At 66.1% G+C, this 12,873-nt stretch carries 14 protein-coding genes; 7 read left to right on the forward strand and 7 right to left on the reverse strand.

The window, feature by feature from the left end:
* Positions 1-117: 117 nt before the first annotated feature.
* From A6A40_RS06810 to A6A40_RS06825, 4 genes are all read right to left on the reverse strand, one after another.
* Positions 118-858: an arginyltransferase gene (locus A6A40_RS06810; RefSeq protein ID WP_063634726.1), complete on the reverse strand. Its 741-nt coding sequence runs from the start codon at positions 856-858 to the stop codon at positions 118-120.
* A 72-nt stretch (positions 859-930) separates the two neighbouring features.
* A complete protein-coding gene (locus tag A6A40_RS06815; RefSeq protein WP_063634727.1) occupies positions 931-1,908 on the reverse strand; it encodes an alpha-E domain-containing protein in 978 nt (325 codons plus the stop codon).
* On the reverse strand, positions 1,905-3,287 hold the full coding sequence (locus A6A40_RS06820) for a circularly permuted type 2 ATP-grasp protein (protein WP_236783758.1): 1,383 nt from the start codon (positions 3,285-3,287) through the stop codon (positions 1,905-1,907). The genes A6A40_RS06815 and A6A40_RS06820 overlap by 4 nt, the downstream gene beginning before the upstream one ends.
* Before the next feature lie 288 nt (positions 3,288-3,575).
* Positions 3,576-4,745, reverse strand: a complete 1,170-nt coding sequence (locus tag A6A40_RS06825; RefSeq protein WP_063634729.1) for a flagellar motor protein MotB — start codon at positions 4,743-4,745, stop codon at positions 3,576-3,578.
* Between the two features lie 303 nt (positions 4,746-5,048).
* Here A6A40_RS06825 and A6A40_RS06830 point away from each other — a divergent pair, with 303 nt between their 5' ends.
* Entirely contained in the window at positions 5,049-5,540 is a 492-nt protein-coding gene (locus A6A40_RS06830) for a flavin reductase family protein (RefSeq protein ID WP_063634730.1), read from the forward strand.
* A 12-nt stretch (positions 5,541-5,552) separates the two neighbouring features.
* On the opposite strand, the gene A6A40_RS06835 is transcribed toward A6A40_RS06830, so the two are convergent.
* From A6A40_RS06835 to A6A40_RS06845, 3 genes are read right to left on the reverse strand one after another with little or no spacing between them, the layout of a single operon-like run.
* Entirely contained in the window at positions 5,553-5,837 is a 285-nt protein-coding gene (locus A6A40_RS06835) for a DUF1488 family protein (protein ID WP_063634731.1), read from the reverse strand.
* 21 nt (positions 5,838-5,858) lie between these two features.
* Entirely contained in the window at positions 5,859-6,515 is a 657-nt protein-coding gene (locus A6A40_RS06840) for a DUF6134 family protein (RefSeq protein WP_063634732.1), read from the reverse strand.
* 46 nt (positions 6,516-6,561) lie between these two features.
* The gene (locus tag A6A40_RS06845; protein WP_063634733.1) at positions 6,562-6,864 is read right to left on the reverse strand and encodes an SCP2 sterol-binding domain-containing protein; all 303 of its coding nucleotides are present in this window, start codon (positions 6,862-6,864) and stop codon (positions 6,562-6,564) included.
* Between the two features lie 173 nt (positions 6,865-7,037).
* Here A6A40_RS06845 and A6A40_RS06850 point away from each other — a divergent pair, with 173 nt between their 5' ends.
* The 6 genes from A6A40_RS06850 (at position 7,038) to A6A40_RS06875 (ending at position 12,758) form a co-directional block, all read left to right on the forward strand.
* Complete coding sequence (locus A6A40_RS06850) at positions 7,038-8,783, forward strand: long-chain-fatty-acid--CoA ligase (RefSeq protein ID WP_063634734.1); 1,746 nt, start codon at positions 7,038-7,040, stop codon at positions 8,781-8,783.
* Between the two features lie 114 nt (positions 8,784-8,897).
* A complete protein-coding gene (locus tag A6A40_RS06855) occupies positions 8,898-9,290 on the forward strand; it encodes a MerR family transcriptional regulator (RefSeq protein ID WP_063634735.1) in 393 nt (130 codons plus the stop codon).
* Positions 9,291-9,405: 115 nt separating this feature from the next.
* Entirely contained in the window at positions 9,406-9,933 is a 528-nt protein-coding gene (locus A6A40_RS06860) for a thioesterase family protein (protein ID WP_063634736.1), read from the forward strand.
* Positions 9,934-9,972: 39 nt separating this feature from the next.
* The gene (locus A6A40_RS06865) at positions 9,973-10,722 is read left to right on the forward strand and encodes an electron transfer flavoprotein subunit beta/FixA family protein (protein WP_063634737.1); all 750 of its coding nucleotides are present in this window, start codon (positions 9,973-9,975) and stop codon (positions 10,720-10,722) included.
* 114 nt (positions 10,723-10,836) lie between these two features.
* Positions 10,837-11,763, forward strand: coding sequence for an electron transfer flavoprotein subunit alpha/FixB family protein (locus A6A40_RS06870; RefSeq protein ID WP_063634738.1), 927 nt, complete (start codon positions 10,837-10,839; stop codon positions 11,761-11,763).
* Between the two features lie 107 nt (positions 11,764-11,870).
* The gene (locus A6A40_RS06875) at positions 11,871-12,758 is read left to right on the forward strand and encodes a VOC family protein (protein ID WP_063634739.1); all 888 of its coding nucleotides are present in this window, start codon (positions 11,871-11,873) and stop codon (positions 12,756-12,758) included.
* The last annotated feature ends 115 nt before the right edge of the window (positions 12,759-12,873 follow it).

Below are 12,873 nucleotides of genomic sequence, written 5' to 3' on the forward strand. Positions count from 1 at the left end.
GGATTGGACGGGACTATTCCTTCCCGGGCATTAACCGGCAAGGGCTACGTTGGAGCTACGTAGAAACACGTAGAACCGATTGCGGTACGGACCGGCGGTTTCCGCTCCGGATCCGTGTCATTCGTCCATCGGGATGTCCGCAATGCGCCAGCCATCCTCGCCCAGGCATTCCAGCGGGTGGAACTTGGCCTTGTAGGCCATCTTGCGGCTGTGGGCGATCCAATAGCCGAGATAGACATAGGGCATGCCGGCCAGCCGGGCCCGTTCGATCAGGCCGAGGATCATGAAGGTGCCGAGGCTGCGGCGGTCCTGCGCCGCGTCGTAGAAGCTGTAGACTGCCGAATAGCCATCCGACAACCGGTCGGTCAGCATGCAACCCACCAGTTGACCGCGCTCGTCGCGGGCCTCCAACAGGCTGGTGTCCGCCCTGCCCTCGTCGACCATGGCCGAAAAGTCGCCCATCGCCATGCGGGCCATGTCGGAATCGCCGTGGCGGGAATTCTGGTAGAGCGAGAAAAGCCGGTATTGCTCGGAGGTGGCGTAGGCCGGCCGTTCGGCCAGTGTAACACCGCTGTTCAGCTTCAGAACTCTCCGTTGCGAGCGCGACGGTATGAACTCCGCCACCGGCACACGGACCGGCACACAGGCCTGGCAGTTGGGGCAGACCGGGCGATAGACGATGTCGTGGCTTCGACGGAAGCCGGCACGCGACAGGGTGGAGTTCACCTCCGTCGCGTAGGGACCGATCAGGCGCGTGAACAGCTTGCGCTCCACGCGTCCGGGCAGATAGGGACAGGGCATGGGCCCCGACCGGAAGAATTGCTGCAGGGGACGCTGCGGCGGCTGGATGACCGACATTCTGACCGACAACCACCACGACAGAGAGGACGATGCGGAGGAGCGTCGCCGCCCCTCCGCCGGACCCGCAGCTTACTGCGACTGGCTCTGAACCGCCAGAGGAGGCTGGACGCCGAAGAAGGCCTGGGCGATCTCCGTCGTGATGATGCTCAATTGCAGTTGGATCCAGTCGAGATACTCGTGCAGGCCGTCGCGCAGCACCGCGTCGATCGGACGGGACAGCAGGGCCGCCAGCAACTCGTCCACCCGCTCCATCGCCGCCGACCCGCCGCGAAGTTCATAGCGGGAGCGCATCCTGGTCAGCACGCCGTCGATCTGCCGCACGCACATCACCACCGAGCGCGGGAACCCCTCGTTGAACAGCATGAAGCCGGCAACCGTGGTCGGCGACATTCCTCGGGGATAGACGCGGCGGAAGGCGTGATAGCCGGCGGTGCAGCGCAGAACCGTCGTCCATTGGCTGACGTCCAGCGTGGACCCGACATCCAGCGGCGACGGCAGCAGCGTGTGGTATTTGATGTCGAGGAGGCGTGTGGTCTGGTCCGCCCGCTCGATATACTTGCCCATCTGGTAGAAATACCAACCCTGGTCGCGGTAGAACGTGCCCTCGGTGATCCCGGTGTGGGTCTGGCACTCCTCCTTGATCCAGGTGCAGACCTTGGACAGGTTCTGCGTCGCCACATCCTTGACCGACATCTCCAGCAGCTTGTTGTGGAAGACGTTGATCTGCGTCCACATCTCCGTCGAGATCCAGGGGCGCAGGGTCCGCGCGTTCTCCCGCGCCATCCGCAGCATCGACAGCAGCGAATTCTGGTTCTGCGCGTCGAACATGTAATAGTGGATCACCGCTTCCGCCGTCGGGCGGTCGTGACGGCTGAAGAAATCCTTCTCGTCGGCGTTCAGCTGGACAATGGAGAACCAGTTGGTCGCCCCGCGGGTGTCGCGCGCGAAGGTTTCGTGCACGTCCATGATGCGGGCCAGATTCTCGGCCCGCTCCATGTAGCGGGCCATCCAGAAAATGCACTCGGCGTAACGGGACAGCAGGTTCATGCCGCACCACCTTCCAGAACCCAGGTGTCCTTCGAGCCGCCGCCCTGGGACGAATTGACGATCAGCGTGCCCTTCTTCAGCGCCACGCGCGACAGGCCGCCGGGCAGGACCCAGGTGCTCTTGCCGGTGATGGCGAAGGGGCGCAGATCGACGTGGCGCGGCTCGATGGCGTCGTCGCAGACGGTCGGGCAGACCGACAGGTCGACGACCGGCTGGCTGATGTAGTTGGATGGATCGGCCAACAGCTTGGCCCGGCAATCCTCCAGTTCCGCCTTGCTTGCGCGCGGACCGATGGTGATGCCGTAACCGCCGGCCTCGCCCACCGGCTTCACCACCAGATCGGCCAGATTGTCCAGCGTGTATTGCAGGGCGTCCGGTTCGCGGCAGATGCGGGTGTCGACGTTGGGGATGATCGGGTCCTGGTCCAGGTAGTATTTGATCATCCGCGGCACATAGCAGTAGACCGCCTTGTCGTCGGCCACACCGGTGCCGATGGCGTTCGCCAGCGCGACATTGCCCTTGCGGTAGGCCTCCAGAATGCCGGGCACGCCCAGCAGGCTGTCGGGGTTGAAAGCCTTTGGATCGAGGAAGGCGTCGTCCAGCCGACGGTAGATGGAATGGACCGGGGCCAGGCCGTTGGTCGTCTTCATGAAGACGCGGTCGTTGTCCACCACCAGATCGCGGCCCTCGACCAGCGGCACGCCCATCTCGCGCGCCAGGAAGATGTGCTCGAAATAGGCGGAGTTGTAGGTGCCCGGCGACAGCAACACCACCTGCGGGTCGTCGACCGGCGCGATCTCCACCATCGCGTCGAGCAGCTTGTGGCCATAATTGTCCACCGGCCGGATGCCGATGTCCTGCATCAGGTCGGGGAAGACCCGCTGCATCATATGGCGGTTTTCGACGACGTAGGAGACGCCCGACGGAACGCGCCCATTGTCCTCCAGCACCCGGAAGGTGCCATGGCGGTCGCGCACCAGATCGGTGCCCATGATGTGGATGTAGGTGTTGAAGGGAACGTCCAGCCCGATCATCTGCGGGCGGAAATTGTGGTTCCCCTCGACCAGATCCCTCGGAATCACCCCGTCCTTCAGAATCTTCTGGTCGTGATAGATATCGTGCAGGAACAGGTTCAGCGCGGCGACCCGCTGAGTAACGCCCGCCTCCAGATGCTTCCATTCCTGCGCGGAGATCACCCGCGGGATGACGTCGAACGGCAGGATGCGGTCGACGGCGTCCTTGTCGGAATAGACGATGAAGGTGATGCCGAGATTGTAAAGCTCCCGCTCCGCATCCTGCGCGCGTCGGCGCAGTTCATCGAAATCGAGTGCGGCCAGCCTCTGGCGGATCAGCGCCGTATGTTCGGCTGGTAAATCCATGGCTCCGAACAATTCGTCGAAGTACAGGCCAGGATTGTAGGATGACAAAAGGTCGGACGGTTTGCCCTCGGGTACGCTCACAGACTCCCCCGCGCTTGTATCTGACCGATCATCGCGGGCCGGGCGGCATCGCCCCGGCCATGTCGCATTGTGCAGGAAGTATGACCCATCGCCGCGCGCTTTGAACAGGGCAATCGCGCTGACCGTTGTACGACGCGATGACAAAGCAAGAATTCGGACGCGGACACATCCGGAAATTAGCGCCAAAGTACCGGTGCCGCGAAGGTGCTATCGTGCTTTGGTGGCGCCCGCGGCGGCATTGGGAGCGGCGGCATTGCCGGATTGACCCCCGGCAGCCGGAGCCGCCTGGGTTTCGCGCAGCAGGACCATGGTGATGCGGCGATTGCGCGGGCTGTTTGGCTGATCGGCGACCAGAGGGTCGCGGTCGGCCTTGCCGACGACATCCTGGATTCGCACCGGATCGATGCCACCGGCCAGCAGGGCGCGGCGGGTGGCGTTCGCCCGCTCCGTCGACAGGTCCCAGTTGTCGCGGCCCGAACCGGCCGGGAAGGGGGTGGAGTCGGTGTGGCCGCTGATCGACAGCTTGTTGGGCAGCTTGGACAGGGCCTTGGCCACCTGCTGCACCAATTGGCGGGTTTGCGGATACATCTGGCCGGAACCGCCGGGGAACATCGACACGCGGTCCTGGTCCACGATCTGGATGCGCAGGCCCTCCGGCGTCTGGTCGATCATCAGGTTCTGGGCCAGCGGCTCCAATTCCGGCACCGACTGGATGGCCTGCCGGATCTCGGTCGCGGCCTGCTGGAACTGGCGGGCCTCCTTGGCCGCACCCTGCAGGCTCTCCATCGCCTCCTTCACCCGCTCGCCGAAGTCGGACAGCTTCTCGCCGGGCTTCTGGCCGGGAATGCCCAGCTGTTTGGCGAGCTCCTCCATCCGCTTCTGGAACTCGGCGCGGGTCTCGTTCGGCTTCTGGTCGGCGACATCCGCATTCGCCGCGGCGCCATTGGCCGCAGCCTCCGTGCCGGACTGACCGGGACCGGTGCCCTGGCCGGGGCCGGTGGCGGACTCGGTCGGGTCGTCGGCGTCGTCGGTCTGCTGAGAGGAATAGCCGGGGGGGCCCGAAACCGGCACGTCGGCCGACATGGGCGAACTGGGGGAGATCTGTGCGCCCGGCACCGTGATGGTCTTGCCGCCCAGCATGCCGCCGGATCCCGATTGTTCCCGGCTGACCGAAACGGGCGAGAAATAATCGGCGATGCCCTTGCGCTGGTCCGATGTGGTGACGTTCAGCAGCCACAGCAGCAGGAAGAAGGCCATCATCGCGGTCACGAAGTCGGCATAGGCGACCTTCCACGCGCCGCCATGATGGCCGCCGTGCCCGCCCTTCTTCTTCTTGATGATGATCGGCCGTTCGTTGCCGCCGGAATTCGCGCTCATGCCCTGGCCGTGGCGAATGGTTCGCGGCCCGAAGGCCGATCTTCGCACGCGGCCCCCCGACGGAAGCCACGGTGGAATCGGCGGCCGTCCGCCGCGGCTGAACCCTGACGGGGTTTCATTAAGATCCGTTTAACGACGTTGCCGGGGGCGGCGGCGTGGCCGAGATGCGGCTTGCACGGGGTGGCGTGCTGGATTAATTCCCGGTATTTCCTACTTTGAGTGTCATCTTCGGCGGCTCCAAGGCCGTCGACGGTTGCCCTGCCCTGTCAGTCCCCTCCACCTTGGCCCGCATCACAGGACGTCATGACCACCGAACAGCCGATCGATCCGCTTGCGTTCCGTTCCGCCCTCGGCTGCTTCGCCACCGGGATCGCCGTCATCACGACCATCGCTCCCGACGGGCTGCCGCTGGGGGTCACGGTGAATTCCTTCTCGTCGGTGTCGCTCGATCCGCCGCTCGTGCAGTTCTGCCTGGGGCGTGCGGCGATGTCCTTCGAAGCCTTCAACATCGCACCGCATTTCGCGGTGAACATCCTGGCTGCCGACCAGGAGGACCTGTCCAACCGCTTCTCCCGCCGCGACCTGCAGGAGCGTTGGGCCGGCCTGGAGACCACCACCGGCCGCGGCGGCGTGCGCCTGCTGACCGGCTGCCTCGCGACTCTGGAATGCGACCGCGAGCATCTGCTGGACGGCGGCGACCATGTCATCGTGCTGGGCCGCGTGCGCAAGCTGGCCTCGCGCGAGGACGGCGCCCCGCTGCTGTATTTCCGCGGGCGTTACGCCCATCTGGGGTGACCTGGCGATGTCCTATCCGGCCGCGCGGTGAAGGTCGCGGCCGGTCAGGTGGATGTTGGCATCGGGATCGAGCGCGCGCGCCAGGATGCGCTGTTCGGTTGCCCGCTCGAACAGGGGGCGGTTCATGCAGACCTGCTGGACCGCCTCCTCCGGCTTCGGAGTGTGGCCGACGATGCCCTGCAGGGTACGGCGGGTGACGAAGACACGGCCCAGATACTCCCCGACCTGCACCGGGAACTCCACGGCGTCGGCCTCCTCGTTCCAGAAGGGCTCGTCGGGAAACAGGAAAATGGGCATCGGGTCCTCGGCAGGCAGAAATCACTTCAGGACGTAGGTGATATCATAGCCGCTGCGTTTGAAGCGCGTCTTCATCAGCGTCCCGTCCGCCGCGAACCACAGGTCGCGTTCGACATCGCCTTCGATGCGGTGATGGGCGGCCTCCACGGCCTTGCCGCCGGCCTCCACTCTCTCCGCCCCGACCTTGCGCGCCGCGACCTTGTAGGGCGCGCCGTCGATGACCGACAGAAGCTGCGTGTGCTTCAGCACCTGCGGAGTCCAGAGGGTCAGCGGAAGGGTGCCGGACGGTGCCTGCTGGGTCTTGCCGTCCACCGTCAGGCGATAACCGCCGGCATCGCGCGCCATCTCGATCTTGTGCGGCGTACCGTCGTCGTCGGTCGTGGCGGTCATCGAGTCGAGAATACCGCCCTTCCACAGCTCCTCACGCTTGTGGTCGTAGCGGAAGTTGATGAACAGCACCTTCACCCGCGTGGTGGCGGTGACGGTGACCTTGGTGCGGTCACCCTGCGGTTCGATCTTCACCTGCTCGCTGCCGATGGGATCCTCGCCCATCAGGATCTGATAGGTCAGCGTCCGAGCTGTTCCCTGGGCAGCGGCGGTGCCCGTCAGGCCGGTCAGCAGCGAGGCCGCCACGAGGGCAGCGGCCAGGGTGGCGCATTGGGTGCGCATCGTCGTCATGTGCGTTTCCTCCCGGTTGGGTGCGGTTGGCGGCTCTTGCGGCCGCTCAGTCGTCCAGCAGTTGCGCCAGCTTCATGGCAACGCCCATCGATCCCTCGACCTTCAGCTTGCCCATCGTGAAGGCCAGCATCGGGTTCAGCTTGCCATTGATCAGCTTCTGCAGGTTTTCCGGCGATATGCGGATGGTGCAGTCGGCCTCGGAATCCTCGCGGCTGATGCTGATCGGATTGGCACGGCCATCGACCCGGATCACCTCGCCCTCCTTGCCCAGCAGGAAACGGACCGAGGCGTTGAGCGAGCGCAGATCGCCGCTGCGGCTGCGCAGTTCCTGCACAATGTCGTCGACCATGAAAGCATGCCCTCAGGATTGTTCGTAGGACCGCCCTTGACAGTAGGCCCGCATTACGTTTACGTCAACGTCATAACGAAAGCGTTTCAGACACCCACCGCCCAACGGGCCGTTCGGCCCGAATGTCGGCCGCCAGGTGATCCGGAACGCGCCACCGCCAAGGGGAGCGAAACATGTCCGAGCCGCTTGCGCAGAGCGCCCACCCGACTGCCGCCGCCGCAAATGACGCCGCAAACGACACCGCCCGGCCCTGGTTGGCGCATTACCCCGAGGGGATCGCCTGGGACCAGGATTTTGCGCCGATGCCGCTGCACATGCTGTTCGAGGAGGCGGCGGGACGTTACGCCGGCCGCCCATGCCTCGATTTCCTGGGCCGCCGCTACACTTATGCCGAGGTGCTGGATCTGGTGAACCGCGCCGCCCGCGGATTCCAGGATCTTGGCGTCGGGCCGGGGGTGAGGGTGGGCTTGTGCCTGCCCAATTGCCCGACCTACGTCATCTCCTACTTCGCGGTGCTGAAGGCCGGCGGGACCGTCGTCAACTACAACCCGCTCTATGTCGAGCGGGAGCTCGAGTACCAGATAACCGACTCGCAGACCGAGATCATGGTGACGCTGGACCTCAAGCAGATCTATCCGCGCGTCGCGGCGATGCTGGACCGGACGCCGCTGAAGCGGATCATCGTCTGCCGGATGGCAAGCATCCTGCCTGCGGTCAAGAAGGCGCTGTTCAGCGTACTCAAGCGCGGGGAACTGGCCGCGGTGCCGCGCGACGGCCGCCATCTCGATTTCGCCAGCCTGCTGGTCAACGACGGCACGCTGCGCCCGGTGCGCATCGACGGGCTGCGCGACATCGCCGTGCTGCAATACACCGGCGGCACCACCGGCGTGCCCAAGGGCGCGATGCTGACCCACCACAATCTTCTGTCCAACGCCCGGCAGGTGCAGGCCTGGTTCCCCACCGTGGCGTTGGGCCAGGAGCGCATGCTGGCCGTGCTGCCCTTCTTCCATGTCTTCGCCATGACCGTGGTGCTGAACATGGGGCTGGCCTGCGGGGCCGAGTTGATCATGCTGCCGCGCTTCGAGACGGAGCAGGTGCTGAAGACCATTGCCAAGCGCAAGCCGACCCTCGTTCCCGGCGTGCCCACCATGTACAAGGCTCTGCTCGGTCACCCGCAGGTCGCCCGCTATCCGATGACCTCGATCCGCTATTGCATCTCCGGCGGCGCGCCGCTGCCGATGGAGTTGAAGCGGCAGTTCGAGACGGCCACCGGCTGCGTGCTGATCGAAGGCTACGGCCTGTCCGAAGCCTCCCCGGTCTGTGCCGCCAACCCGCTGAACGGCGTCAACAAGGAAGGCTCGATCGGCCTGCCGCTTCCCGGCATCGCCATCGAGATCCGCGACCTGGAGGATCCGGCCCGCAAGCTCGGCATCGGTGAGAAGGGGCAGGTGGCGATTTCCGGCCCCAACGTGATGGCCGGCTATTGGGGCCGGGCGGAGGAAAGCGACCGCACCGTGGTCGACGGCTTCCTGCTGACCGGCGATGTCGGGACCATGGACGAGGACGGTTACGTCTTCCTGCTCGACCGGCTGAAGGATCTCATCATCTGCAGCGGCTACAACGTCTATCCGCGCATGATCGAGGAGGCGATCTACCAGCATCCCGACGTGGTCGCCGCCTGCGTCATCGGCCTGCCCGACGATTACCGCGGCCAGACGCCGAAGGCCTTCGTGCAGTTGAAGCCGGGCGCCACCCTGACCGCGGAGGCTCTGCGCGACTTCCTGCGCGACAAGATCTCCCGCATCGAGATGCCGACCGCCATCGAGTTCCGCGAGGAACTGCCGAAAACCGCCGTCGGCAAGCTGTCGAAGAAGGAACTGATCGCCGAGGCGCAGCAGGCTCTATCGAACGGCGGATGACCCGAAGTCACTGTCCTGACCCGGACGTAAAGGGAAGCCTTATCACGCGACGGCAGCTGTGCTACCAAACGGCAGGCGCATTGTGCCGGACACGAACAAAAGGTCTTCCCAGGGATGGAACAGCTCTACACGGTCAACCAGCTTGCGGAGGAGCTGGGCATCACGCCGCGGGCTCTGCGCTTCTACGAGGTCAAGGGATTGCTGGCACCCAACCGTGTCGGCAACAACCGGGTCTATACGAAGCGCGATCGCGCCCGGCTGAAGCTGATCCTGCGCGGCAAGCGCCTGGGCTTTTCTCTGGCGGAAATCCGCGAGTATCTCGACCTTTACAACGTCAATGGCGGTTTGGAACAGCAGAAGAACCTGCTGAAGCGCGTACAGAAGCGGCTGAAGGACCTCGCCCAACAGCGGGAGGACCTGGAGGCCACCGTCCAGGAACTGCACGACATCGAGGTGCAGGTCACCAACACCCTGGCGGAGATGAAGGCCGCCGCGAAGGACAGCTGACCGGCCGGACGCCCGACGCGCTCCGGTCGGCCCAGACGGGGGATCGGAGCATGACGGGACAGTTTTGGCCGCGGGCGGCAGTCGACCTCCTCCCCGGTGATGCGGGAAAGCGGTCATGAACCTGATTTTCCGACTGCTGGCGGTTGCAGCCGCCGCCATTCTCGCAGCCCTGCGCGGTCGCCGCGCCGGGCTGTTGGAGCCGTCGACGCTGAAATTCCGGGTCTGGCCGACCGACCTGGACATCAACCTGCACATGACCAACGCGCGCTATTTCAGCGTGATGGACCTGGGGCGGGCCGATCTGATGATCCGCGTCGGACTGGGACCGGCGATCCTGCGCAACCGCTGGCAGCCGGTGCTGGGCGGCGCCACCATCCGCTACCGCCGCTCACTGCGTCCTTTCCAGCGCTTCACCCTGGTCAGCCGGGTGCTGTGCTGGGACGATCGCTACATCTTTATGGAACACCGCATGGAAACGCCAGGCGGGCTGGCCGCGCTGGCCGTGGTCCAAGGCGCCATTGTCGGCGCCAACGGCGTGGTCGCCCCGGCGGAGGTTCTCGCCACGCTCGGCACCAACGCCGCCTCCCCACCGATTCCCGATGCGGTCGCCGCCTTGCGCGGGCAAAGCCTGCCCGCGGCCTGAATCGAAACAACAACACCATCCGAGAGGAGACACGCCATCATGAAGGTGCTGGTGCCCGTGAAGCGGGTCGTCGACTACAACGTCAAGATCCGGGTGAAGACCGACCAGTCCGGCGTCGAGACGTCCAACGTGAAGTTCTCGATGAACCCCTTCGACGAGATCGCCGTCGAGGAGGCCGTCCGCCTGAAGGAGGCCGGCACCGCGACCGAGATCGTCGTCGTCTCCGTCGGCCCGGCCCAGGCGCAGGAGACGCTGCGCACCGCGCTCGCCATGGGGGCCGACCGCGCCATCCTGGTTCAGACCGATATGGAGACCCAGCCGCTGGCCGTCGCCAAGGTCCTCAAGGCGCTGGTCGGGAAGGAGGCTCCCGGCCTCGTCATCCTCGGCAAGCAGGCGATCGACGACGACTGCAACCAGACCGGCCAGATGCTGGCGGCGCTGCTCGGCTGGGGCCAGGGCACCTTCGCCTCCAAGGTCGCGCCGGCTGGCGATGCCGTTGCAGTGACACGCGAGATCGACGGCGGGCTTGAGGTCGTGTCGCTGAAGCTGCCGGCGGTGGTTACGGCCGACCTGCGCCTGAACGAGCCGCGCTATGCCTCGCTGCCCAACATCATGAAGGCGAAGAAGAAGCCGCTGGAGACGGTCACGCCGGATGCGCTCGGCGTCGACGTGACCCCGCGCCTGAAGACGCTGAAGGTCGCCGGGCCGGCCAAGCGTCAGGCCGGCATCAAGGTGCCGGACGTCGCCACCCTGGCCGACAAGCTGAAGAACGAGGCGCGGGTGATCTGAGGACTGGTCGTATCGGGGTGCCCCCTCCCCACCCCGCCCCCGCTTCGCGGGAGAGGGTTGGGAAAGGGCCTTCCAAGCAGACACCTCGCCACCCTCCAACCAAGGACCCGCCCCATGCCCATCCTGATCCTCGCCGAGCACGACAACGCCAGCCTCAAGCCCGCCACCGCCCTCGCAGTCACCGCCGCCGCCAAGCTGGGCGGCGACATCCACCTCCTGGTCGCCGGCCGCAACGCCGCCCCCGCCGCCGAGCAGGCCGCCAAGCTGGCCGGCGTCGCCAAGGTGCTGCTCGCCGACGATGCAGCCTACGAGCACGCCCTGGCCGAACCGGTGGCGGCCCTGCTGGTCTCGCTCGCTTCCGGCTACAGCCACGTCCTCGCCGCCGCCACCTCGGTGGGCAAGAATGTGCTGCCGCGCGTCGCCGCCTTGCTCGACGTGGCGATGATCTCCGAGATCACCGCCGTGGTCTCCGCCGATACCTTCGAGCGGCCGATCTATGCCGGCAACGCCATCGCCACCGTGCAGTCGGCCGACGCCGTGAAGGTCGTCACCGTCCGCACCACTGCATTCGAGGCTGCCGCCGCCACCAACGCCGCCCCGGTCGAGAGCATCGCTGCCGCCACCGACCCCGGCCTGTCCAGCTTCGTCTCGGCCGAGCTGTCGAAGTCGGAGCGTCCGGAGTTGACCTCCGCCCGGATCGTCATCTCCGGTGGGCGCGGCATGCAGTCGGGCGACAATTTCCACCTGCTGGAGGCCATCGCCGACAAGCTGGGGGCAGCGGTGGGCGCCAGCCGGGCCGCCGTCGATGCCGGCTTCGTGCCGAACGACTATCAGGTCGGCCAGACCGGCAAGATCGTTGCGCCGGATCTCTATGTCGCCGTCGGCATCTCGGGCGCCATCCAGCATCTGGCCGGCATGAAGGACAGCAAGGTGATCGTCGCCATCAACAAGGACGAGGAGGCGCCGATCTTCCAGGTCGCCGACTACGGCCTCGTCGCCGACCTGTTCAAGGCCCTGCCGGACCTGCAGCAGGCGCTGTGACCTGAAAGGCCGGGCCTCCCACAGGAGGGCCCGGCCGCTTCGCCCTTGCCGCGGCGGGCCGGCTGTTCTATCGCTGGCGGCACAGCAACCGACAGCGGCAGGACGCCATGAGCATCGACGGCATCACCGGACTGGATCATCTGGTCATCGCGACCCGCGACCTGGACGCGTCGCGCGATGCCTACAGCCGGCTCGGCTTCACGGTGACGCCGCGCGGACACCACACGCAGCTGAAATCCGCCAACCACACCATCCTGTTCCCCACCGGCACCTATCTGGAGTTGTTGGGCATCGAGGAGCAGCGCCCCGCCAACGCGCATTACGCCGCATTCCTGCGCAAGCGCGAGGGCATCGCCGCCATCGCGCTGAAAACACCGGACGCCCGCGCTGCGGCCGGGCCGCTGGCCGCTGCCGGCTTCCCCACGGCGGAGTCCGTCGATTTCGGCCGGCCGGTGGAACTGCCGGAGGGCACGCGCGACGCAGGCTTCACCATCACCCAGATCGATCCCGCCGCGACACCGGCCGGCCACGTCTTCCTGTGCCAGCACCACACGCCGGAGCTGGTCTGGCGCCCCGACAAGTTCGAACATGCCAACAGCGCCATCGGCCTGGAAGCGCTGGTGATCGCAGCCGCCGATCCCGATGCCGTGGCCGCAACCTATGCCAGACTGCTGGGCGGCACCGTCGCCGACCGCGGGGCCGCCCGCGTGGTCGAGCCGGGCCAGCCCGGCGACGGGCAGGTGCCGGTGATGGTCGCCACGCCCGACCGGCTGCAGTGGGCCTGGACCGCCGATCCGGCCTTCGCCACCCCCCTTCCCTTCTTCGCCGGCTTCGTCGTGCGCATCGCCGATCCGGTGAAGGCCCAGCAGGCCCTGCAGAAGAGCAAGCTGCCGACCGTGGTCAGCGGCGGCGTGATGCGGGTGAACTCGCCCGGCGCCTCCGGTGCGATGATCGCGTTCGCGCAGGATTTCGACCTCAACGCGCTGATTCCCTGAGCTCGCAAGCCATCGCTCCACCGCCTCCGGTTCGAATCGGTATGGACTAGCGACAATTCGCGTCGAATTGGACATAGGACGGGCAATATTGCTTGTGTAGTGTTCGGTGACGGTG

Source organism: Azospirillum humicireducens, assembly GCF_001639105.2.
GTDB classification, from domain to species: Bacteria; Pseudomonadota; Alphaproteobacteria; order Azospirillales; family Azospirillaceae; genus Azospirillum; species Azospirillum humicireducens.